The organism is Holophagales bacterium (genome assembly GCA_016699405.1).
Lineage (GTDB): Bacteria > Acidobacteriota > Thermoanaerobaculia > Multivoradales > JAGPDF01 > JAAYLR01.
Genome location: CP064972.1, coordinates 3,010,467 through 3,033,183 on the forward strand (window position 1 = coordinate 3,010,467; position 22,717 = coordinate 3,033,183).

At 71.8% G+C, this 22,717-nt stretch carries 21 protein-coding genes and 1 tRNA gene; 8 read left to right on the forward strand and 14 right to left on the reverse strand.

Annotated features, from left to right (window positions below; translation table 11 throughout):
• Window positions 1-75: 75 nt before the first annotated feature.
• From IPJ17_12370 to IPJ17_12385, 4 genes are read right to left on the reverse strand one after another with little or no spacing between them, the layout of a single operon-like run.
• Window positions 76-861: a DNA alkylation repair protein gene (locus IPJ17_12370; protein QQR72316.1), complete on the reverse strand. Its 786-nt coding sequence runs from the start codon at window positions 859-861 to the stop codon at window positions 76-78.
• Complete coding sequence (locus tag IPJ17_12375; protein ID QQR72317.1) at window positions 858-1,862, reverse strand: hypothetical protein; 1,005 nt, start codon at window positions 1,860-1,862, stop codon at window positions 858-860. The genes IPJ17_12370 and IPJ17_12375 overlap by 4 nt, the downstream gene beginning before the upstream one ends.
• Window positions 1,859-3,778, reverse strand: a complete 1,920-nt coding sequence (locus IPJ17_12380; protein ID QQR72318.1) for a M1 family metallopeptidase — start codon at window positions 3,776-3,778, stop codon at window positions 1,859-1,861. The genes IPJ17_12375 and IPJ17_12380 overlap by 4 nt, the downstream gene beginning before the upstream one ends.
• Before the next feature lie 3 nt (window positions 3,779-3,781).
• Entirely contained in the window at window positions 3,782-4,339 is a 558-nt protein-coding gene (locus tag IPJ17_12385) for a chalcone isomerase family protein (GenBank protein ID QQR72319.1), read from the reverse strand.
• Between the two features lie 72 nt (window positions 4,340-4,411).
• Here IPJ17_12385 and IPJ17_12390 point away from each other — a divergent pair, with 72 nt between their 5' ends.
• From IPJ17_12390 to IPJ17_12420, 7 genes are all read left to right on the forward strand, one after another.
• The gene (locus IPJ17_12390) at window positions 4,412-5,029 is read left to right on the forward strand and encodes a sigma-70 family RNA polymerase sigma factor (GenBank protein ID QQR72320.1); all 618 of its coding nucleotides are present in this window, start codon (window positions 4,412-4,414) and stop codon (window positions 5,027-5,029) included.
• A gap of 47 nt (window positions 5,030-5,076) precedes the next feature.
• Window positions 5,077-5,616: a hypothetical protein gene (locus IPJ17_12395; GenBank protein QQR72321.1), complete on the forward strand. Its 540-nt coding sequence runs from the start codon at window positions 5,077-5,079 to the stop codon at window positions 5,614-5,616.
• Window positions 5,617-5,644: 28 nt separating this feature from the next.
• Window positions 5,645-7,156: a hypothetical protein gene (locus tag IPJ17_12400; protein QQR72322.1), complete on the forward strand. Its 1,512-nt coding sequence runs from the start codon at window positions 5,645-5,647 to the stop codon at window positions 7,154-7,156.
• 87 nt (window positions 7,157-7,243) lie between these two features.
• Window positions 7,244-9,292, forward strand: coding sequence for an NAD-dependent DNA ligase LigA (ligA, locus tag IPJ17_12405; GenBank protein QQR72323.1), 2,049 nt, complete (start codon window positions 7,244-7,246; stop codon window positions 9,290-9,292).
• A gap of 66 nt (window positions 9,293-9,358) precedes the next feature.
• Window positions 9,359-10,852 (forward strand): sigma-54-dependent Fis family transcriptional regulator, encoded by a 1,494-nt coding sequence (locus IPJ17_12410; GenBank protein QQR72324.1) that lies wholly within the window; start codon window positions 9,359-9,361, stop codon window positions 10,850-10,852.
• Window positions 10,853-10,855: 3 nt separating this feature from the next.
• Window positions 10,856-11,071: a hypothetical protein gene (locus IPJ17_12415; protein ID QQR72325.1), complete on the forward strand. Its 216-nt coding sequence runs from the start codon at window positions 10,856-10,858 to the stop codon at window positions 11,069-11,071.
• 16 nt (window positions 11,072-11,087) lie between these two features.
• Window positions 11,088-11,813 carry a pyridoxine 5'-phosphate synthase gene (locus IPJ17_12420; protein QQR72326.1) on the forward strand — a complete coding sequence of 242 codons (726 nt, stop codon included), beginning with the start codon at window positions 11,088-11,090 and terminating at the stop codon, window positions 11,811-11,813.
• A 49-nt stretch (window positions 11,814-11,862) separates the two neighbouring features.
• Here IPJ17_12420 and IPJ17_12425 read toward each other — a convergent pair whose 3' ends face one another.
• Entirely contained in the window at window positions 11,863-12,330 is a 468-nt protein-coding gene (locus tag IPJ17_12425; protein ID QQR72327.1) for a CoA-binding protein, read from the reverse strand.
• Between the two features lie 123 nt (window positions 12,331-12,453).
• Between IPJ17_12425 and IPJ17_12430 the strand changes: the two genes are divergently transcribed.
• Entirely contained in the window at window positions 12,454-14,160 is a 1,707-nt protein-coding gene (locus IPJ17_12430) for a M28 family peptidase (GenBank protein QQR72328.1), read from the forward strand.
• Window positions 14,161-14,167: 7 nt separating this feature from the next.
• On the opposite strand, the gene glmM is transcribed toward IPJ17_12430, so the two are convergent.
• The 9 genes from glmM to IPJ17_12475 form a co-directional block, all read right to left on the reverse strand.
• Complete coding sequence (glmM, locus tag IPJ17_12435) at window positions 14,168-15,514, reverse strand: phosphoglucosamine mutase (GenBank protein QQR72329.1); 1,347 nt, start codon at window positions 15,512-15,514, stop codon at window positions 14,168-14,170.
• Window positions 15,511-16,203, reverse strand: a complete 693-nt coding sequence (locus tag IPJ17_12440; GenBank protein ID QQR72330.1) for a hypothetical protein — start codon at window positions 16,201-16,203, stop codon at window positions 15,511-15,513. The genes glmM and IPJ17_12440 overlap by 4 nt, the downstream gene beginning before the upstream one ends.
• Complete coding sequence (locus IPJ17_12445; GenBank protein ID QQR72331.1) at window positions 16,200-16,994, reverse strand: TIGR00159 family protein; 795 nt, start codon at window positions 16,992-16,994, stop codon at window positions 16,200-16,202. Before IPJ17_12445 ends, IPJ17_12440 begins: the two co-directional genes overlap by 4 nt.
• Window positions 16,991-17,896, reverse strand: coding sequence for a dihydropteroate synthase (folP, locus tag IPJ17_12450; GenBank protein QQR72332.1), 906 nt, complete (start codon window positions 17,894-17,896; stop codon window positions 16,991-16,993). Before folP ends, IPJ17_12445 begins: the two co-directional genes overlap by 4 nt.
• 62 nt (window positions 17,897-17,958) lie before the next feature.
• The gene (gene ftsH, locus IPJ17_12455; protein ID QQR76157.1) at window positions 17,959-19,890 is read right to left on the reverse strand and encodes an ATP-dependent zinc metalloprotease FtsH; all 1,932 of its coding nucleotides are present in this window, start codon (window positions 19,888-19,890) and stop codon (window positions 17,959-17,961) included.
• A gap of 72 nt (window positions 19,891-19,962) precedes the next feature.
• Entirely contained in the window at window positions 19,963-20,496 is a 534-nt protein-coding gene (locus tag IPJ17_12460) for a hypothetical protein (GenBank protein ID QQR72333.1), read from the reverse strand.
• The gene (gene tilS, locus IPJ17_12465) at window positions 20,493-21,890 is read right to left on the reverse strand and encodes a tRNA lysidine(34) synthetase TilS (protein ID QQR72334.1); all 1,398 of its coding nucleotides are present in this window, start codon (window positions 21,888-21,890) and stop codon (window positions 20,493-20,495) included. Before tilS ends, IPJ17_12460 begins: the two co-directional genes overlap by 4 nt.
• A tRNA-Met gene (locus IPJ17_12470) sits at window positions 21,890-21,965 on the reverse strand. The genes tilS and IPJ17_12470 overlap by 1 nt, the downstream gene beginning before the upstream one ends.
• A gap of 95 nt (window positions 21,966-22,060) precedes the next feature.
• Entirely contained in the window at window positions 22,061-22,669 is a 609-nt protein-coding gene (locus IPJ17_12475; protein QQR72335.1) for a superoxide dismutase, read from the reverse strand.
• Window positions 22,670-22,717 lie beyond the last annotated feature (48 nt).

Here is a 22,717-nt window from a genome sequence, read left to right on the forward strand (position 1 = left end):
CGGCGGGTTGTGCGGCGCGTCCCGCGGGATGCGGGGGTGTGACCTTGCGCGCGCCGGCTGAGCTCCGGAAGTGCGCTAGTTCTTTCGGAGCCCCTTCTGCATCTCCTCCGGCAGGTACTTCACCGCCTCGCGCAGCGTGAGGGCGGAGGTGCGGGCGAGGCGGGGGGCGAGGAACTCGACGACCAGGTTGGGGCGTTGTTTGCCGACTTCGCGCAGGATCCAGCCGATGGCCTTGCGCAGGAAGAGCTCGCGGTCGGCGAGTTGGGCGTCGGCGTAGCGGACGAAGCGTGGCCAGTCGCCGGCGCCGCGGCGGAGTTGGGGGAGGAGGGCGAGCATCGCCGTGCGGCGGAGCCAGAAGTCGGGGTCGACGGCCCAGCGGTCGAGCGTCGCGGCGACCTCGGCCTCGGCGCCGTGGCGCTCGACGACTTCGGCGACGAGTCGGGTGGCGATCGTGTCGACGTAGGCCCACGTGCGCGCGTCACGCAGGAGGCCTTCGAAAAACTCGAGATCGGCGACGACGAGCTCGCGGCGGCGGCGGGCGAGGAGCTCGATCGCCACCGTGCGGAGCTCGTGGATTCGCGGCTGCCAGAGGGCGAGCACCGCGCGTCGCAGCGCGCCTCCGGTGAGCTCGGGCCGCTCCTGCAGCAGCGCGGCGGCAAACTGCCGCAGCGGCTGCATCGGCACGCCGAGAAAGTCGAGATCGCTCTTGAGGTAGGCCTTCTCGCCCTGCGCCCGTGCGGGCGTGCCGAGCGGCGCGAGCCGTCGCTCGACCTCGGCGACGAGCTCGTGGGCGTCGAGGCGATCGACATCCGCCGTGGCGGGCGCCTTCGTGCGAGAAGCCGACTCGCGGCTGCGCTTCATGAGTGCGCGGCGACCGCCGGAGCCTCGAGCTTGTAGACCGGCGCGGCGTTGCGCTCCTCGAAGGCGACGAGCAGCCGGCGCACCGTCTCGAGGCGCAAGAGCCGGATGCCGGCGAGACTGCCGGCGAGGAGCTGTTGGGCGACGAATCCGGCGACGAGCCCGGCCCAGCTGCCGCCGGACGCGGCGCCGAGCGGCCAGGCGAGCGCGAAGGCGAGCAGGCGGGCCAGCCAGTAGAGAGCATAGAGCGGCAGAAGTGAGCCAGCGAGCGACGGCAGGCAACGCAGTGCCTGCGCCGCCGGACGGAGCCAGCTCCGCCCGCCACGCTCGACGAGCGCCGCGCGCGACAGATCGAGCAGGGAGCGGACGACGAAGAGGCCGGCGAGCAGCAGCGCCAGGCGTGCCGCGTCGCCGAGTCCGCGCATCGCCGACGAGCCGAGCAGGCCGGAGACGCCCTCCGGAAGCGATCGGCCGAGGATGCCCAGTCGGTCGATCGCCACGAGACAGGTCGCATAGCCGGCGGCGGAGAGCGCCGAGAGCGCCGTGGCCGGGAGCGCCAGTCGCGCGGCGGAGGCGAGCAGCGTCACCCGTTCGCCGCGCGAGCGCCCGCGCAGCACGGCGAGAGCGGCGCACTGCAGGGGGCCGTGAAGGAGTGCGAGGGCGATTCCCGCGGCAAGCAGCGTCGAGCCGAGAGCGCTTGCCGCCGTCGTGTCGAGGATCTGCGACGCGGTGCCGCCGTGCACGAGCTCGGCGAGCTGGCGGGACGGGAAGACTGCCGGCGGGTCGTCGGTGAGCGCTTCGAGGGTCTCTCCGGGAGCCGGGAGGGCGCGGTCGAGGCGCGCGGCGAGTGGCCGATGGATCGCCGCGCCGGCGACCCAGGCGGCCAGCAGGGCGGGGAGCGCCAGGGCGAGCAGCGTCTGCGGCGCTCCGTGAACGGCGGTCGCGGCGGCGGCGATCAGCCGGGCCAGGGAGGGGCGAGAACGAAGCAGCGCCGAGCGGCTCATGCGAGGTCGGCGAGCGCTTCGAGGAGGAGCTGGAGGAGGAAGCGCAGGCGCTGGGTGACGGCACGGCGCGGGCGCGGGTCGGGAGCGAGGCGGAACGAGTCGTCGAGCCGGTCGGCGTCGAGGACGAGGCGCCGTTGCGGGTCGAGCCGCACGTCGACGAGCGGCGGCCCGACGATGCGCAGGCGAGCCCAGCGCTCGCGACCGTCCCAGACTGCACGACGAGTCGAGCCGTCGGCGAAGCGCAACTCGATCTCCACCGGCAGCCGTCGTTCGCCGCGGCGCTCGATCGTCGCCGTGCTGGCGAAGGAGCCGCCGCTCTCGTCGGGCTCGCTCGTCGCGTCGGCCACGGCGTAGTCGACCGAGCCGGTGCCGCCCATCAGCTCCTCCCAGAGCGGCGACAGGTCCTCGCCCGCCGCTGCCGAGAGCGCCCGGACGAAGTCGGCGGAGGTCGGATGCGCGTGGCGCTGCCGCGTGGCGAGCTGAGCGAGGCCGCGGTCGAACGCGTCGCGGCCGATCAGACGTTCGAGCTGGAGAAAGGCGAGGGCAGCGCCGTCGTAGACGAGCGTGCCGTAACTTTCTGCATCCCGGAAGCTCCACGCCGGACGAGCGATGGGGTCGACCGGCGAGCCGGGACCGTGGAGATCGCTGCCGCGCCAGCGCAGACGCAGTTGCTCGAACGGGTCGAGCGGCTGGCCGGGGAGCGGGAGGCTCCAGCCGAGCAGGCGGAGCCCGGGTGCCGCGCCATGCCAGCGCTCGGCGAGGACGCGCAGGGAGGCGTACGTCGCGAGCCCTTCGTCGAGAAACGGCTCCTCGACCTCGTCGGTGGCGACGACGCCCTGCCACCACTGGTGCACGAGCTCGTGGAGCGCCGTCTCCTCGAGCTCCAGCGAACGCGTCGGAAGCGGCGCGACCATCATCGTGAAGAGGGACGGATACTCCATCGCGGTGGCCGCATCGCCCCCCGGTGGGGGCTCGACCACCGTCAACGTGTCGTGCGGATAGCGACCGTAGAGCGCCTCGAAGCGCTCGAGGCCGGTCGTCAGGGTGGCGACGAGTCGAGCGGCGAGGCGCCGTGAAGCCGGCTGGAGCAGGAGTCTGAGCTGGACCGCCGGGGCCGCGGCGCGTGGCAGCGCGGTCTCCTCGAGGCTCCAGTCCGGCGAGGCGCTCCAGGCGAAGTCGTGGACGCCCGTGGCGGCGAAGGCGATCTGCCGGCGACCGGCCGTCTCGCTCGCCGGTGCGGCCGCGGCTCCCGTGGCTCCGACCTCCCAGCCGGCGGGCAGGTCGAGCGCCACCCGGTAGTCGCCGAAGTCGGCCGAAAACTCGCTCGTCGCATGATGCTGATGACAGCTCCAGGCACCGTCGGCGCGCCGTCGGCCGATCTTCGGGAACCACTGCCCGGCGAAGACGAAATGGCCGAGTTGGCCGGCTCGGTCGACCAGCGCGGGGAGACGCGCCGTCCATTCCATCGTCAGGGTGAGCTCGCCGCCGGGCGGGACCGGTCGGGCGAGATCGACCCAGGCGAGCGTGGCGTCGGCGGCGTTGCCGTCGTCCGGTGCGGCGAAGACGAGACGATCGGCGAGATCACGACCCGACTCGTCGCGCAGGTGACGCAGGTCGATGCCACCCCAGCCGCTTGCCGCCAGCTCGTCGGCGACGGCCGGGTCGGCCTCGCGCAGGAAGCTCGAGCGCTCGTCGCGGAAGGCGTTGAGGTAGAGGTGAAAGCAGAGGCGGTCGGCGGGCAGCGCCGACGGATTGCGCCAGCGCAGGGTGCCGCTCGCCTCGATCCGGTGCTCTTCGGCGTCGAGACGAGCGGCGAGGTCGTAGCTCGCGACACGGGGGGCGGTCGCGTCCGCCCGAGCGTCGTGGCTCGGCAGGATGCCGAGCACGAGCGCCAGAGCTGAGGCGGCCGCACGCACCGGTCAGCCGCCGAGGAGGGCCTTCTTGAAGTCCTCGCCCGGGCCCGGCTTCGGGCCGATCCAGCAGGCGAGCAGCGCGTCGGCGAACGCCTTGCCCGGGATGGTGCCCTTGGTCTGCCCGGCCACGGTCACCGCCGTGCCGGTCCCCGGCGTGTAGGTGAAGACGAGCTCCATCCCGTCCTCGGTCTCGGGCATCCAGCTGCAGAGCAGGGCGAACTGCTTCTTGAGCTCGGCCGAGGCGTGCGGCGTGTTGGCTTCGAGCCCTTCGTCCCAGCCCTCGCAGACCTTCTCGGGTCCGACGCTGCGCATGAAGTGCATCACCATGCGGCGCGGCGCATCGGCCGCGAAGACCGCTGCGGCGTCGGACGACTTGGCGCCGAGGTAGAGGCCCGCGACGTAGACCTTGAACGAGTACTTGGTGCGCAGGCCCATGCCGTTGAGCACCAGGGTCTGCTCGCCCACCTTGGCCGAGTCGGACATGGCGACGCCGGCGAGCGTGCCGGCGGCGAGCGGGGCGGCGAGGACGACAGCCAGGGCGAGGGCGAGGTACGGCTTGCGCATGCGGGGCCTCCCAGGGAGCGGTTGGACTTCGTCGGACGAAATCGTGGAGTAGTCTAGCCGCGCGGACCGCCGATGCAACCCATTTCCGTTCCACCAGGACGCGCCGCCGATCCCCCCGACGAAGCGCTGGCGGCGGCTGCCGCGGCCGGCGACGCGGAGGCCTTCCGCGAGCTGGTGCGGCGCTACGAACGGCCGGTCTTCGGATTGGTGGTGCGACTCGTCCGCGACCGGGCCACCGCCGAGGACCTCGCGCAGGAGGCCTTCCTGCGTGCCTTCCGCGCCCTGCCCTCCTACGATCCGGGGCGGAAGTTCGCCAGCTGGCTGCTGCGCATCGCCCACAACGCGGCGATCGACTCGTTGCGCCGCCGCGGGCCGAAGACGATCTCGCTCGGGACCCCACTCGGCGACGAGGACGGGCCGGAGCTCGAGGTCGCCGATCTCTCGCGCCCCGATCCGGAGCACGAGGCGGCGGGGCGCGACCTCACCCGTCAGCTCGAGGCCGGGCTGCGGGCGCTGCGACCGGAGCACCGTACGGCCCTGTTGCTGCGCTTCCGCGACGAGATGCCCTACGAGGAGATCGCCACGGTGATGGGGATCCCGCTCGGGACGGTGAAGACCTTCATCCATCGCGCCCGCCAGGAGCTGGCACGGGCCGTCGCCCGAGACAGCGCCGGAAAAGGTGGTCGATGAGCGAAACCGGATGCCACCAGAGACGTAAGGCGGGTTGGGAGACGACGATGGAGACCCGGCAACAGCAGGCGATGGACTGGGAGGGCTGGCTCGCCGCCGAGTCCGCGGGAGAGTCCGAGGAGGCCGAAGCGCGGCTCCTGGCCCTCTTCGCGCAGCTCGACTCGCCCGCGCCGGCCGCCGGATTCGCCGATCGGGTCGTCGCCCGCGCCACGGCCGAAGCGTCGCGGCGCAGCGCCCGGCGCCGTTTCGCCCGGCGGATTCTCGCCGGTGGGTTGCTCGCCGCGGCGGGGGTTGCGGTGGCGCTCCTGCTGCCGGCGCTCTCCGCCTTGGTCGGCCTGGTCGACTGGGCGGCGCTGCCGGGGCTCGCGGCGCGGCTGATCGCCGTGCTCGCGGCTTCGTCGGCTCGCGCCCTCGGAACCTGGCAGGAACTTCTCGCTGTGCTGCGTCCGGTCGCCCGGGCCCTCGCTCACCCGCAGGTGGTGGGTGCCCTCGTCGGCCTGGTCGCCGTTTCGTCGTTGGCCCTCGCCTCGCTCGCTCGTGTTCTGGAGCGGGGGAAAGGAGCTCGTCATGTCGCGTCCTTCGGTTGATCGGTCCTTCTGCGTCTCGAGACTCGCGGTGTCGCGAGGTCTCTCTCTCGTCGCGCTCGCCGCTCTCGTGGTGCTCGCGGTGGGTGTTCCCGCCTCGGCCGCGACGAGCCCGGCCGAGCGGACCGAGGTGCTCAAGCACTTCGAGATCCTCGACCTCTCCGACCGCGTCGTGCTGCGTCCGCTCGCCACGGAGTCGCGCCTGCCGCAGATCGAGCTGCCCGACGACAGCGAGTCGGCGATCGTCTCGGGCCGCGAGCTCGATGCCGGGGAGGTGAGCGCGGCTTACGGGCCGGCCGGCGCCGAGGTCGTGGCGACCCTGCTGCGGCTGGAGCCGGCGGCGCGGCGCGCGGCCCTCGGCCTGGCGCCGCGGCAGGAGGCGAGCGAGGAGGAGCCCGCTGCGCCAGCCCCGCCCGTGCCTCCGGCCGTCCCCGCACCGCCGGCCCATGACGGCCGGGCCTCGGACGCGCGCGTGGCGTTCGGTCACGGCGTGACCATCGAAGCGGACGAGCGTGCCGACGAAGTGGTCTGCATCGCCGGATCGGTGCGGGTGCTCGGCGAGGTGATGGGCAACGCCGTGGCGATCGGCGGGTCGAACCGGGTGAGCGGCAAGGTCTACGGCGACGTGGTGGCGATCGGCGGCAGCGTCCACCTCAGCGAGACCGCCGAGGTCTACGGCGAGGCGGTGGCGGTGGGTGGCACCGTCCATCGCGCCCCGGGGGCGAAGGTCCTGGGCAAGGTGACCGAGGTGGCGGTGGGCGACGCGCTTCTGCGCAGCGGCGACGGCGCCTCGATCAAGGTCGGCACGCACGACGACCACTCCTGGTTCGACGGGGTCTTCGATCTGATCAAGCGGCTGATCGGCATCGCGCTCCTGGCGCTGCTCGTCTGCATCGTCCTGCTCGTGGCGCCGCGCCTCGCCGACGAGACGGGCGAGCGGGTGCGCAGCGAGGTCTGGAGCGCCGGACTGATCGGACTGCTCGCCGAGCTGCTCTTCGTGCCGATGCTGGTCCTGCTCGTGCTCGTGCTGCTGATCTCGATCATCGGCATCCCGCTGCTGCTGCTCGTGCCCTTCCTGCTCGTCGCGGTGGTGATCGCCGCACTGGTCGGCTTCACCGGGGTGGCCACCAGCGTCGGCCGCTGGGTCTCGGCGCGGTGGGGGCGTTCACCGGCCTCGCCCTACGCCGCGGCGGTGCTCGGGATCCTGGCGATCCAGTCGCTGTCGATTCTCGGCGACCTGCTCGACCTGGGAGGCGGCGTCGTGGGATTCCTCGGGACGGTGGTCTCGTTGCTCGGCTTCGCAGCGCGGTTCATCGCCTGGACGATCGGCCTCGGTGCGGTGCTGCTCGGGGTCTTCGCCTTGCGGCGGCGCGGCGCCGCGGAACGCTTCTCGCCACCGCCTCCGCCGCCGAGTGCCGGAGCGGCGGTCGAGCCGGCTCCGGACAGGACGGTGACCGCCGAGGAGAGCCCGGTCGATCGGGCGGAAACGGCTGCGCCGGGTGAGGCTGCCTCCCGGGAAGACGACGGGCCGGCCGCCGGTTGATCGACCGCCGCCTGCGTGCGGCAGCAAATCGAGCGAGGGGGGTGCGAGCCTCCCTCGCTCGTCGTCTCCCCTGGTAACCTCTCGCGCATGGTCGACCACCCTACTGTCGCGAGCCCCGGCGAACCGCCGCGCGACGAGCCGACAGCGCGCGCTCTCTGGCTGCAGAGCGAGGTGGCGCGCCACCAGGATCTCTACTATCGACTCGGTCGCCCGGAGATCGGCGATCGCGAGTTCGACGCGCTCTTCGCCGAGCTCGTGGCGCTCGAGGCCTCCCATCCCGAGCTCGCCAGGCCCGACAGCCCGACCCGGCGCGTCGGCGGCGAGCCGATCGAGGGGTTCTCCCCGGTGCGCCACGAGCCGCCGATGCAGTCGCTCGACAATACCTACAGTCTCGACGAGCTGCGTGCCTGGGCCGAGCGGGCGCAGCGGCTGGCGCCGGACGCCGAGCTCTCGTTCGTCGCCGAGCTCAAGGTCGACGGTGTGTCGATCTCGCTGCGCTACGACGATGGAGTGCTCGTGCAGGCGGCGACGCGCGGCAACGGCACGACGGGAGACGACGTCACCGTCAACATCCGCACGGTGCGCAACCTGCCGCTGCGCCTGCGCGGCACGCCGCCGGCGCGCCTGCTGGTGCGCGGCGAGGTCTACATGCCGCGCTCGGTCTTCCGCCGCCTGAACGAGGCGCGCGACGAGGCGGGCGAGCCCCTCTTCGTCAACCCGCGCAATGCCACCGCCGGTTCCGTCCGCCTGCTCGACAGTCGCGAGGTGGCAGCGCGTCGTCTCGCCGCGGCGGCCTATCAGGCGGTCGCCGAGGAGCTTCCCGCCGACCGTCACGCCCGCAACCTCGAGCGGCTCGTCGAGTGGGGCCTGCCGGTCCACGCCGAGTGGCGGGCCTGCAAGTCGCTCGACGAGGTCGAGGCGTACATCGACGAGTGGCGCGAGCGCCGGCACGAGCTCGACTTCGAGACCGACGGCGTGGTGGTGAAGATCGACGACCTGGCCTTGCGCGAACGGCTCGGCTCGACCGCCAAGGCGCCGCGCTGGGCGGTGGCGTTCAAGTTCGAGCCGGAGCGGGTCGAGACGCGGGTCTCCGGCATCACGGTGCAGGTCGGCCGCACCGGGGTGCTGACGCCGGTGGCCGAGCTCGAGCCGGTCTTCGTCGGCGGCTCGACGGTGCGCCGCGCGACGCTCCACAATTACGAAGATCTGGCCCGCAAGGACGTGCGGGTCGGCGACGTCGTCTTCGTCGAGAAGGGCGGCGACGTGATCCCGAAGGTCGTCGAGGTGCGACTCGACGCCCGCCCCGACGGAGCGGCGCCGTTCGAGCTGCCCTCGACCTGTCCGGAGTGCGGCGAGGCGGTGGTGCGGTTCGCCGACGAGGTGGCGTGGCGCTGCGTCAATCCGGTCTGTCCGGCGGTGATCGTCGAGTCGATCCGTCACTTCGTTTCGCGCAACGCGATGGACATCGAGGGGCTCGGCGACGAGCGCATCGCGCAGCTGCACGGCGCCGGGCTGCTGCCCGACTTTCCCGCTCTCTACGAGCTGACACGCGAGCAGCTCACCCCGCTCGAAGGCTGGGGGGAGCGGTCGGCCGAGAACGTGCTCGCCTCGATCGCCGCGAGCCGCGGGCGCACGCTCGACCGGCTGCTGTTCGCCCTGGGCATCCGCTACGTCGGCGAGCGGGTGGCGCGGCTCCTGGCCGCCGCCTTCGGTTCGCTCGCCGCGGTCGCGGCGGCGCGCGAGGCCGAGCTGCTCACCGTGCCGGAGGTCGGGGCTAAGGTCGCCGCGGCGGTGCAGGCGTTCTTCGCCGATCCGCGACAGCAGCGACGGCTCTCCGCGCTCGTCGCCGCCGGTGTCGAGCCGCCGCCGGTCGAGCGGAGCGAGGCCAGCGTCGGGCCGCTCGCCGGTCGCACCCTGGTGCTCACCGGCAAGCTCGTCGGGATGACCCGCGAGGAGGCGACGGCGCGGCTCGAATCGCTGGGGGCGCGGGTGGCGTCGTCGGTGTCGAAGAAGACCGATCTGGTGATCGCCGGCGAAGAGGCCGGGTCGAAGCTCGCCAAGGCGACTCAGCTCGGCGTGCCGATCGCCAGCGAGGAGCGCCTCGCCGCGCTCCTCGCCGGCGCTTCGTGGGAGTGACCGCGGCGGCGCGGAATTCCGCGTGCGCCACTCGCGAGATCCCTCGCTTGTGCCAAAATGGCAGCGATGTCCGAAAAACCCCTGATCCTGGTCATTGACGACGAGACCGGCTCGCGTGAGTCGGTCGCCATCGCACTGGAGAAGGCGGGATTTCCCGTCCGGACCTTCGACGACGCGCGGCGTGCGCTCGACTTTCTCGACGAGGACGCCTCGGCCCGACTGGCCGTCTGCGATCTGCGGATGCCAGGCACCGACGGGCTGGCGTTTCTCGCCGAAGTGCGCCAGCGCGGTCACGACCTCGCGGTCGTCCTGCTGACCGCCTTCGGCTCGATCGAATCGGCGGTCGAGGCGATGCGCGTCGGCGCCGACGACTACCTGACCAAGCCGGTCGACCTCTACGAGCTGCGGCGGCGGGTGACCAACCTGCTGGAGAACCGCCAGCTCAAGGACGAGGTGTCGAGCCTCAAGCAGATGCTCGACAAGCGCTTCGGCTTCGAAAGCATCATCGGGCGCTCGGCGGCGATGGAGCGGCTCTTCGAGCAGATGCGGCTGGTGGCGCCGACCAAGTCGACCGTGCTGATCATCGGCGAGAGCGGGACCGGCAAGGAGCTGGTGGCCAACGCCCTGCACCGGGTGAGCTCGCGTCGCGACGAGCGCTTCCTGGCGATCAACTGCGGGGCGATCCCCACCGAGATCCTGGAGAGCGAGCTCTTCGGTCACGAGCGCGGCTCGTTCACCGGGGCGATCGGCCGCAAGATCGGCAAGTTCGAGCTCGCGCATCGCGGCACGCTCTTCCTCGACGAGATCAGCGAGCTCTATCCCGAGCTGCAGGTGAAGCTGCTGCGCGTGCTCGAGGAGCGGCGGATCATGCGGGTGGGCGGCAGCGACCTCGTCGACGTCGACTTCCGGCTGGTCGCGGCGACCAATCGCGACCTCGATCGCGAAGTGACGAACGGCCGCTTCCGCGAGGATCTCTACTACCGGCTCAAGGTGGTGACGCTGCGCATTCCGCCGCTGCGCGAACGGCGCGAGGACATTCCGCTGATCGCCGAGCACTATCTCTCCCAGTTCTGTCGCGAGCACGGGAGGGAGCCCAAGACGCTGGGAGCCGATGCGGTGGAGGCGCTGCTCTGCCACCCCTGGCCGGGCAACGTGCGCGAGCTGCGCAACCTGATGGAGTCGGTGGTGGTCTTCCACGCCGGCCACGAGGTGCGCTACGCCGACCTGCCGCCGGAGCTGCGTGGACTCGGCCCGACGCTCGTCGGGTCGGCGGCACCGCCGGTGCCCACGGCCGCGGAGGTGGAGAACGTCGCGACCCCGGTCCCGGGGGCGACGGCTGCGCCGGCGGTTCCGGTGGCCCCGGCGGCCCCTTCGGCTCCGGTGGTCCCCTCGGTGCGGTTGCCGCGGACGATGGCCGACATCGAGCGCGAGGCGATCCTCTCGGCGCTCGAGCGCGCCGGGGGGCGTCGCGCCGAGGCGGCCCGGGCGCTCGACATCGGGCTCCGGACGCTGCAGCGCAAGCTCAAGGAGTACAAGGACCAGGGCCACTACAAGGAGTGACGGATGGACACGCCGAACGAGGTGCTGATCCACAACGACACGCTCGGTCTCAAGGGAGCCCGGGCGACGCTGCTGCAGGTCAATGTCGCGGGCTACTACGAGGTGAATCTGCAGTTCGGCGATCGCCGGCATCGTGCCTTGCTGCCGACGGCACGCACCGTGGTGATCAGCGCGACGCCGGAAGAATCCTCGTCGGACCTCGGCGAGATCGAGCGCTGAACCGGCGGAGGGCGCCGTGATCCGCCTGTCGGTCAACGTCAACAAGGTGGCGACGATGCGCAACGCGCGCGGCGGCGACCGCCCGAGCGTGCGGGCCGCGGCCGAGGTGGCGATCGCCGCCGGCTGCCACGGCATCACCGTCCACCCGCGGCCGGACGAGCGCCACATCCGCCGCGCCGACGTCGTCGAGCTCGCCGAGTGGCTGCCGGTGGAGCTGAACATCGAGGGGTATCCGGGAGCCGAGTGGCTCGAGCTGGTCGAAACGGTCCGTCCGGCCCAGGCCACGCTCGTTCCGGACCCTCCCGGGGTGCTCACCTCGAACGCGGGCTGGGACCTGCGCGGCGACCGGAGCGAGCTCGCGGCGATCGTCGCCCGCCTCCGATCCCTCGGCTGTCGTGTGAGTCTCTTCATCGATCCGGAGCCCGAACAGGCGCTGCGGGCCTGCGATCTCGGCGCCGACCGGGTCGAGCTCTACACCGAGCCGTACGCCCGCGCGTTCGCGACGCCGGACCGGATGTCGGTCTTCGCGCGCTACCGGCGGACCGCCGAGGCGGCGGTGGAGGCGGGGCTCGGGCTCAACGCCGGGCACGATCTGGATCTGGAGAACCTGCCGTTCCTTGCCGAGCACCTCCCCGGCCTGCTGGAGGTCTCGATCGGCCACGCGCTGCTCTCCGACGCGCTTTTCCTGGGGCTCGACCGGGCGGTTCGCGCCTATCTCGCGGCGCTCGCGCCGGCGCCTTGAGCCGGAGGCCCGCCGCCTCGGGACGCGCTCCGCGCTCCCGGCCGGCCGTTCAGGTCGGAACGCGGTGCGATAGCGCCAGCCACCAGCGCATGCAGCGGTGGGCGAGATCGACCGGCTGGCAGAACATCATCGGACAGCCGCCGACCACCGGCTCGATGCCGAGGCGGGCACACTCGGCGAGCGCCTCGGGCGAGACGCTGCCGTCGCCGAACGAGCGGTGGAACCAGATCTGCCGCACGTTCCGCGCGGCAGCCTGGCGCACGAGGTCGGCGGCGACCGCAGGCGGGGCGGCGATCACCAGGCCGTCGATCGTCCCCGGGATCGACGCGAGATCGCGGTAGCAGCGCTCGCCGGCGAGGTCGTCGGTATTCGGGTTGACCGGCACCGCGTCGTAGCCGCAAGCGCGGAGCTTGCGCAGGATGTGGTTCGACGGGAGGTTCCCGTCGCGGGACACGCCGGCGACGGCGAAACGGCGGCCCTGCAGGAAGGCAGCGACAGTCTCGGGGAGCTTGGCCATGACCCCACGATCATCGGCAGGCGCGTCGGGTCCGTCAAGCACCGGAAGGCGGCGACGCCGCGGGAAGCACGGCGCGCACCGGTATCATCGGTGGCTGGCGCCCGTTATCCGAGGAGACCCTCCATGTCCTTTCGCTCTGCCTTAGCAGCTCTCTCGGTCGGGTTGACTTCTGCCTTCACCGGTGCCTGGGGCCAGACGGTGGCGTCCGGTCGGCCGCTCGACGCCGCGGCGGCGGCGATCACCACCGACGGGCTGTGGCGCGACCTCCGCGCTCTCTCGGCGGATGGGATGGAGGGGCGTGGCCCCGGGACGGCGGGCGAGGAGCGCGCTGTCGCCTATCTCGTCGAGCGCTTCAGGGCCATGGGTCTCGCGCCTGGAAACCCCGACGGTCGCTACGTCCAGGATGTGCCGATGATCGCCTTCACCGCCCAGGCCCAGGCACGCCTGCGGGCTGGAGATCGCACCTTCGAGCTGGCCTTCGCGGACGACTACGTCGCCGTGTCTCGCCGCGGCACGCCCGCCGCCGAGGTGCGCGACTCGCCGATCGTCTTTGTCGGCTACGGCGTCGTCGCCCCGGAGCTCGGCTGGGACGACATCAAGGGGGTCGACCTGCGCGGCAAGACGCTGCTGATGCTGGTGGGCGATCCGCCGGTTCCCGACCCGGCCGATCCGTCCCGGCTCGATCCGGCGAGCTTCAAGGGTCGGGCGATGACCTACTACGGCCGTTGGACCTACAAGTACGAGATCGCCGCACGCCTGGGTGCCGCTGCCGTGATCCTCGTCCACGAAGCGGGGCCGGCCGGCTACGGCTGGAGCGTGGTGCGCGGGAGCTGGACCGGCGAGGGCTACGGGCTCGACGCCCCGGAGGCGCTCGCGGCCCACGCGGCGGTGGAGTCCTGGCTGACCCTCGAGCGCACGCGCGAGCTGCTCGCCGCCTGCGGCAAGAGCTTCGAGGCGTTGAAGTCCGCCGCGGTCTCGCGCGATTTCCGGCCGGTGCCGCTCGCCGCCACGGCGTCGTTCGTCGTCCACAACCGCCTGCGCCGCTTCGTGTCGCACAACGTCGTGGCGCGGCTCGAGGGACGCGACCGGCGCGGTCGCGACGAGGTCGTGGTCTTCAGCGCTCACTGGGATCACCTGGGGCACAAGCCGGGCCGGGCGGGGGACGACATCGTCAACGGAGCGCTGGACAACGGCTCCGGCCTGGCGACGCTGCTCGGCATCGCCGAGGCCTTCACCCGCCTGCCGCAGCCGCCGCGGCGGTCGGTGCTCTTCTTCGCGCCCACCGGGGAGGAGTCGGGGCTCCTCGGCGCGGCCCACTATGCAGCCCATCCCTTCTGGCCCGTTGCCGCGACGGTCGCCGACCTGAACATGGACATGATGAACGTCTGGGGGAGGGCCCGCGGTATCGTCTCGATCGCCCAGGGGATGTCGACCCTCGACGAATTGCTGGCGGCCGAGGCGGCGCGACAGGGGCGGGTCGTCCTTGCCGATCCGGAGCCGGAGAAGGGCTACTTCTACCGCTCCGACCACTTCGAGCTGGCCAAGCGCGGCGTCCCGGCGCTCCACTTCCTGCTCCCCGGCGCCGAGTATCTCGGCCAGCCCGACGACTTCGCCAGGAGCCGGCGCGAGCGCTACCTGGCCGAGGACTACCACCAGCCGAGCGACGAGGTGAAGGCCGACTGGGATCTCGCGGGGACGGTCGAGGACGCGCGCCTGCTCTTCGCCGTCGGTCACTCACTCGCCGACAGCGAGGCGGTTCCCGAATGGAAGCCGGGCAGCGAGTTCGCTGCGGCCCGTGCGGCGAGTCGGGCCGCAGCCGCTCGCCGCTGAGGGCGGCTCAGCCGAGTGCGCCGGCGAGGGCGCTCGCCAGATCGTCGGCGAGCGAGCCGATGACGCCTTCGTCCGGACCTTCGAGCATGATGCGGGCGAGCGGCTCGGTGCCGCTGTAGCGCAACAGCAGGCGCCCGTCGTCGCCCAGCGTCTGCTCGGCGTGGCGCATCGCGCGGGCGACCTGGGGGATCTCGGCAAACGGAAGCTTCCGCGTGACGCGCACGTTGCGCAGCAGCTGCGGGTAGCGCACGAATCCGGAGAGCAGCTCGGAGACCGGGCGCTCGGCGCGTCGCGCCAAGCGGGCGATCGCCACCGCGGTGAGCAGGCCGTCGCCGGTGGTCGAGCGCCGCAGATCGAGCAGGTGCCCGGACTGCTCGCCGCCCAACCGCAGCCCTTCGCGCTGCAGCATCGCCACCACCTCGCGGTCGCCGACGTCGCAGCGCAACACCGTGACCCCGCGACCGGCGAGGGCGCGTTCGAGCCCGAGGTTGCTCATGCTCGTGGCGACGATCGCCGCCGGCGACAGGGTGCCGGCTTCGGCCAGGGCCGAGGCCCAGAGGAAGAGCATCGCATCGCCGTCGCGCAGCTCGCCCCGCTCATCGACGAGCAGGGCACGGTCGGCGTCGCCGTCGAAGGCGAACCCGAGGTCGAAGCGACCGGCGCGCACCAGAGCACAGAGCGCCTCGGGATGCGTCGAGCCGCAGCCGGCGTTGATGTTGCGTCCGTCCGGGGCGGCGAAGTGCAGGTCGACGTCGGCGCCGAGCGAGGCGAACACCTCGCCGGCGAGGTCGGACGCGGCGCCGTGCGCCGCGTCGAGAGCGACGCGCAGCCCGGCGAGCGGCTGCTTCTCCTCCCGGGAGTGGGTGAGGAACTCGAGGTAAGCCGCACGAGCCTCGCCGGTGCGGTCGAGCGAGTGAGAGACGGACGACAGGGGGCGTGGCCGTGGATGCTCGAGCCAGCTCTCGAACGCCGCCTCGGCCGCCGTGGCCCACTTGAAGCCGTGGTTGTCGATCAGCTTGATGCCGTTGTCCTCGGCCGGATTGTGGCTGGCCGACACGACGACCGCCGCCGCCGCCGCTTCGCGCCGGACGAGGAACGCCAGCGCCGGGGTAGGCAGGACGCCGACGGCGACCGGAATGGCGCCCCCGGAGAGCAGGCCGTCGCCGAGCCAGGCGAGGAGCGTCGCGGTGCTCTCTCGCGTGTCGCCGCCGACCACGACATGCGGGCGGTCGAAGCCGTCGTCGAGGAAGCGGGCGAGCTGCTCGCCGATGCGGCGCACCGTCTCCTCGACGAGCGGCCCTTCGCCGAAGCGTGCCCGGATGCCGTCGGTGCCGAACAGGCGACGACCGCTCACTCGCGCCTCCGGCGAGGAGTCGGCTCGGGGATCGGCTGATCCTCCGGCCGCTGCAGCGTGACGCGGGCGGTCACCGCCGCGGGTTGGACGATCTTGACCAGCGGGTCGGGGGCGAGAACCATGGCGGTCTCCACGAAGTCGAAAGCATGTCCGTCGAGGCTCACCGGCACGGTGCCGACGGAGACGAGCGTGCGCAGCCGCGACTCGGGGCCGCTGACCAGCACGGTCTCGGGATCGGCGACGGGCGGCCCGGTCGGCACGGCCCCGGCCGCCGCCTCACCGGTGAGCCGGACCTGGACCGGCAAGAGCCGGGTGCCCTCCCGGTCGAGCTGCAGACGGACCGAGTTGGGTTCGATCGAGACCACTTCGACGTCGTCGGGACGCAGCACGTTCTCCTCGCCGAGGTGGAAGTCGACGTTGCCGGTTTGCGCGCTCTGCAGGTCGATCACCACGTCGATGAGGAACGGGCTGAGGGAGCGGATCTTCCGGTCGCTCCCGCGCAGACGGACCTTCACCGTCTGGATCGGGTCGAGGATGATCAGGCCGCGCGGGGGAAGATAGGTGACCGTCGCGTCGACCACCCGCTCGCTCGGCCGCTCGCGCTTCTCGAGCGAGGCGAAGTACCAGGTCGCCAGCGCCAGGGCCAGCGCCAGCAGACGCAGTCCCCAGATCCGTGCGCGCTCGCTCACGCGACCCCCTTGGCGTGACGGTGCGGGTCGACGGCGAGCCGTTCGCCGAGCTCGCGGCGCAAGGCCGCGGCGTCGAGGTCCCGCAAGAGCTGGCCGCCGACGGCGAGCGAGATCCGGCCGGACTCCTCGGAGACCACCACGGCGAGGGCGTCGGTCTCCTCGCTGATCCCCACGGCCGCGCGATGGCGGGTGCCGAAGTCCTTGGTCAGCTCGTGGCTGCTCGACAACGGCAGGAAACAGGCCGCCGAGGCGATGCGGTCGCCCTGGATGATCGCCGCGCCGTCGTGCAGCGGCGTCCCGGGAGTGAACAGGTTGACGAGCAGGTCGAAGGAGAGTCGTGCGTCGAGTCGGATGCCGCTCTCGGCGTAGTTGCGCAGCCCCTCCTGCCGCTCGACGACGAGCAACGCGCCGATCTTGCGCGCCGCCATCGCCGAGCAGGCGAGCACGATCTCGTCGATGGTTGCCTCGATGTGCGGTCGCGAGCTGCGCGAGAGCAGCGGATTGCGCCCGAATCGCGCGAGCGCCCGGCGGATCTCGTGTTGGAAAAGCACGATCACGGCGAACGGCAGGAAGATCAGGAAGTTGTCCATCAACGCTTCGAGCGTGACCAGGTTGGCCAGTCGCGCGACGAAGAAGAGGACGGCGATCGTCAGGATGCCGAGCAGCATCTGCACGGCCCGCGTGCCGCGGATCAGCAAGAGGAGGTTGTAGTAGAGAAGCGTCACGACGGCGACGTCGAGCAGGTCCTTCCACGACAGCAGGTCGAGCAGCCCGAGCAGCCCGGCGCTCATCGTCCCGACCTCCGCCGGTCGAGCTCCTGCCAGACCGTCAGGAGCTGACGCGTCTCGGCGACGTCGTGCACGCGCACGATCGCCGCACCGCGGGCGGCGCCCCAGGCAGCCGCGGCGAGGCTGCCGGCGAGGCGGCGGTCGACCGCGGCACCGGTGAGCTGGCCGAGAAAGCTCTTCCGGCTCGCTCCGAGCACCAGGGGAAGATCGAGCTCGGCGAGACGCTCGAGCTCGGCAAGGAGCTGCAGGCTCTGCTCGGCGTTCTTGGCGAAGCCGAGGCCCGGATCGACCAGCAATTGCGACCGTGCGACGCCGGCGGACTCGGCGGCGGCGACCGCCGCGGCGAGCTCGTCCCGGACTTCGGCGGCGACGTCGCCGTAGGAGGGGGCTCGCTGCATGTCGGCGAGCTCGCCCCGCGCGTGCATGAGGATCGCCGGACAGCCGGCGGCGGCGACGAGCGAGCGCATCGCCGGATCGCGCAGGGCGCCGATGTCGTTGATCAGGTCGGCTCCGGCCGCGAGCGCGCGCTCGGCGACCGCCGCCTTGCGGGTGTCGACCGAGATGGGCGCGGCGGTGGCGGCGCGCAGCCGGGTGAGCACGGGCAGCAAGCGCCGGAGCTCCTCGTCGACCGGCACGGCGGGTGCCCCGGCGCCGTAGACGGCGCCTCCGGGGCGTGTCGACTCGGCCCCCAGATCGAGGAGGTCGGCCCCTTCGTCGAGCAACTGCAGTCCGTGGTCGACGGCGCGGCCCGGCTCGAAGAACCGGCCACCGTCGCTGAACGAGTCGGGTGTGATGTTGACCACCCCGAGGAGTCGGGGCGCACCGGCCACGAGCTCGAGCCGACGCCCTCCGGCGAGGGCGAGGGTGTACGTGGGACGGATCGCGGGCGCGAGCGGCAAAGGCATCAGGCGGTCCGGTGCCGGGTCGGGGCGCCGGACCGCAAGTTTAGCAGCCGGAGCGCTCCGGCTCAGATCGTGGCGCTGACGTCGCGCGTCGCCGGGAGGGCGTCACCCGGAGGCGCCGCGGCGGGGAGCGGGGGAGCTCCGCCGTCGGCCTGGAGGGTCGGCTCTGCCGGGCCCGGGGGCTTGGCCTCGCGCACCGGGCGCGGCGGCTCGAGCTTGAGGCCGGTCATCTCCTCGATCATCCGGTAGACCGTCTCGCCGTCGATCGACTCCTTCTCGAGCAACGCCTCGGAGAGGCGGTCGAGAATGGCGCGCCGCTCGGCGAGGATCCGCTTGGCGCTCTCGTAGCCCTCCTGGACGATTCGTTGTACCTCGCGGTCGATGCGCAGGGCGGTGTCGTCGCTGTAGTCGGAGCGCTGCGCGAAGTCGCGACCGAGGAACACCGGCTCTTCGCCGCCGCCGAAGGCGAGCGGGCCGAGCTGCGACATCCCCCATTCGCAGACCATGCGCTTGGCCAGCGCCGTGGCGCGCTCGATGTCGTTGCCCGCCCCGGTGGTGATGTCCTTCTGGGTGAGCTCCTCGGCGACGCGACCGCCCATGAGAATGGCGATCTGATTCGTCACGTGTCCGCGCGAGTAGGTGTACTTGTCCTCGGTCGGCAGTTGCATCGTCACGCCGAGCGCCCGGCCGCGCGGGATGATCGTCACCTTGTGCACCGGGTCGTGCCCGGGAAGGAAGGCGGCGACCAGGGCGTGCCCGGCCTCGTGGAAGGCGGTGACGCGCTTCTCGTCCTCGGTCAGGACGAGCGTCTTGCGCTCGGTGCCCATGACGATCTTGTCCTTGGCGAACTCGAAGTCGGCCATCTCGATCCGCTTCTTGTTGCGCCGCGCCGCGATCAGCGCCGCCTCGTTGACCAGGTTGGCGAGGTCGGCGCCGGCAAATCCGGGGGTGCCGCGAGCGATCGTGTCGAGATCGACGTCCTCGGCCAGCGGCGTCGTCTTGGTGTGGACCTTGAGGATGCCGATGCGGCCGTTGAGGTCGGGCCGGTCGACCACCACGCGGCGGTCGAAACGGCCGGGACGGAGCAGTGCCGGGTCGAGCACGTCGGGGCGGTTGGTGGCCGAGATGAGGATCACGCCCTCGTTCGTCTCGAAGCCGTCCATCTCGACGAGCAACTGGTTGAGCGTCTGTTCACGCTCGTCGTGTCCGCCGCCGAGGCCGGCGCCGCGATGGCGGCCGACGGCGTCGATCTCGTCGATGAAGACGATACACGGGGCGTTCTTCTTGCCCTGTTCGAAGAGGTCGCGCACGCGGCTGGCGCCGACACCGACGAACATCTCGACGAAGTCGGAGCCGGAGATGGAGAAGAACGGGACGTTGGCCTCGCCGGCGATGGCGCGCGCGAGGAGCGTCTTGCCGGTTCCCGGCGGGCCCATGAGCAGCACACCCTTCGGGATCTTGCCGCCGAGCTTCTGGAACTTCTGCGGGTCCTTGAGGAACTCGACGATCTCCTGCAGCTCCTCCTTCGCCTCCTCGACCCCGGCGACGTCCTTGAACGTCACCTTCTTCGAGCTGGCCGAGAGGAGCTTGGCCTTGCTCTTGCCGAACGACATCGCCTTGTTGCCGCCGGACTGCATCTGGCGCATAAAAAAGATCCACAGCCCGACGAGCAGCAGCACCGGGGCCCAGCCCACGAGGATGGTGAGCAGCGGGTTCTCCTTCGGCTGCTCGGCGCGCACCTGCACGCCGGCGGCGACCAGCTCGCCGATGAAATCGGGGGTGGGTACGAAGGGGAGCTCGGTGTTGAACTCGGTCCCCTCGGCGTGCTCGGCGCCGCCCTTGAAGGTCCCGCTCACCCGCGTGCCGCGCAGGATGGCCTCGGCAACCTGCTTCTTGCCGACCTGTTCGCGGAACTCGTTGTACGTGAGCTCCTGCCGGCTCGCCCGCCCGGCCTGGAAGGTGTTCCAGAGAACGATGACCACCACGAAGATGACCATCCAGAGGATCAGGGTGCGAAGTGTCGAATTCAACGTTCTCGTGCCTCGAGTCGGGTGAGGGACGGGGCCGCGCTAGTCGCGCGCAATCTCGCCGAGGTACGGCAGGCTACCCAGGCGTCCGTCGTCCCCTTTCAGTCCATATCCGACCAGCCGTCCGGCGCGGTGCAGCATGAACGCCCGGAAGTCGGGGGCAAAATAGGTCTTGCGTTCGTCGGCGAGGTCTGCCAGGGCCACGAACCGGACGCTCGCCGCGCCGCGGTCGCGAAGCTGGGCGCCGAGGTAACTCTCGGTCACGCCGCTCGCCACCACACCCTTCACTACGACGACGTGCTGGTCCCGGACGTCCACCGGGATCGGGAAGTGGATCGCCATCACGTTCTCCGGCGAGTCGCCGTCGGTCGCGTACTCGACGCGGAGGAACTCGTAGCGAACCGGAAAGTCGAGCGCTCGGATGAGATCGGCGAGGAACACCTCGGATCCCCAGAGGATCCCCAGCAGGAGAGGGTCCTGCTCGCGCAGGCTCTCCTGGATCTCGCGCGCCACGTCGCGCACGCGGTCGGCAAGCGTTCGGGCGTCGGCGACGACCCGGATCGGGGGCTCGCTCATGACCTCTCCCATTCTGCGATCCACGCCGGTTCGCCCGGACGGGGACGCCAGCCTGCGGCCACGCTCACCCCGGGCACCCAGACGACCTCCGTGCCACGGCAGAGGAGCGGCAAGTGGTCGCGCTCGGCGCGAGGGATTTTGCGGTCGATCAGAAGATCCTTGAGCTTGCGCCGTCCGGGGGCCCCCTCCGGGCGCAAGCGATCGCCGGGCCGACGGCTGCGGACCGACCACGCGGCGGACGGTGGCACCGTTTCGGCGGCGACACGAAGAGGGGTCGAGCTCAGGCCGGGCGAACGCCGGGGCGTCAGGCTCTCGCCGGGCTCGACCGGCCGGATTCGGAGGCGACCCTTCACTTCCGGAATCTCGACAAATCCGGGCACAGCGACAGTATACGAGAACTCCCGAGGCGATTCCGGTCCTCCTTCGAGCCGCAGGCGCCCTCGCGCGGCCACGAAACGACGACCTTCGCCGGCGTCGCAGGACCAGCGCGAGCCGGCGCCGCGAGCGGCCTGCCGTCGGATCTCGGACCACACCGTCGAGCGGAGCCCCGGACCGCCCGCGCCGCGATCGGCAACAAGGCGCAGCGCCTCGCGCTGCACCGGCTCCGGCAGGGAAAGCCACCAGTCGAGGGGGACGCCCTCCGGCTCCAGAGCCGGTGCGAGATGACGGGCGAGCGCGCCGCGCGCGCGCCAGGCGGTGGCGGCGAGGTGCGACGCCGCCTCGACCAAGTCCGGCTCGCTGGCCACGAGGTGGGGAAGCAGGAGCAGGCGGATGCGATTGCGCGCCAGCCGGCGGTCGGCATTCGACGGATCGTCGATCGGTTCGAGGTCGCCCGACGGCCCGGTCCACTCGGCGAGGGCGGCGCGAAGCTCGCGGCGGCGCAGCCGGAGAAGCGGCCGCAGGATCTGCCCCTGGAGCGGCGCGATGCCGGCCAGCCCGGGCCAGTGCGATCCGGCCAGCCATCGCAGCAGCAGCGTCTCGACCTGGTCGTCGAGATGATGAGCGGTGACCGCGAGCGACGCGCCGCTCGCCACCCGGCAAGCAGCGAGCTCGGCATAGCGGACCCTCCGCGCCGCCTGCTCGAGGCTCTCGCCGCCGCGCCGTTCGTCGGCGACCGACCGGCGGCGGATCGTGCAGTCGACGTCGAGGGTCGCGGCGAGTCGACCGGCGCGCTCGGCGCGAGCGCACGAACCGGAGTCGAGAGCGTGATCGAGATGAAAGGCGACGATCTCGACGCGCCGGGTCGGGGCGAGGTGAGCGAGCCCGGCGAGCAGCGCGAGAGAGTCGGGGCCGCCGGAGAAGGAGACGAGCAGCCGGGCGCCCGGAGCGGCGAGGGCGCACCCGGCGAGCGCGGTGTCGAGCTCGGAAAGGACTCGGGACGACGCGGGGATCATGGTGGCGGTGAAGGGACTCGAACCCTTGACCTAGCGGTTATGAGCCGCTCGCTCTAACCACTGAGCTACACCGCCGAAGCGCGGCCACGCCGCAAGACGACGAAGTATAAACGAAGGAGGGGGGCAAGGTCGCGGTCCTGCGGTGCGAGCCGCGACCTCACCCCGGAGGATCAGCCGCGGGCCGCGCGGTAGCGATCGGCGACGGCGCTCCAGCGCACGACGTTCCACCAAGCCTTGAGGTAGTCAGCACGCCGGTTCTGGTACTTGAGGTAGTAGGCGTGCTCCCAGACGTCGACGCCGAGAATCGGCGTCTTGCCTTCGGCCAAGGGACTGTCCTGGTTGGGACGCGCGATCACCTCGAGGTTCCCTCCGCTCACCACCAGCCAGCCCCAGCCCGAGCCGAACTGGCCGGCCGCCGCGTTGGTCAGCTTCTCCTGCAGGGCAGTGAAGGTGCCGAACGCCTTGTCGATCGCCGCTGCCAACTCGCCGGTCGGCGCGCCGCCGCCATCGGGACCCATGACTTCCCAGAAGAGGCTGTGATTCGCATGGCCGCCCCCGTGATTGCGCACGGCGCCGCGAATGGCCTCGGGCACTGCGTCGAAGCCGCGCATCAGGTCGTCGACGCTCTTGCCGGCGAGCTCCGGAGCGGAGGCGAGGGCCTTGTTCAAGTTGTCGACATAGGCCTGATGGTGCTTGTCGTGGTGAATCTCCATCGTGCGAGCATCGAGGTGCGGCTCGAGTGCGTCGAAGGCGTAAGGCAGCTTGGGTAGTTCGTGCATCGGTGTCTCTCCTGCGGGTTGTGGCTCGGGTTGGCATCCGCCATAGCG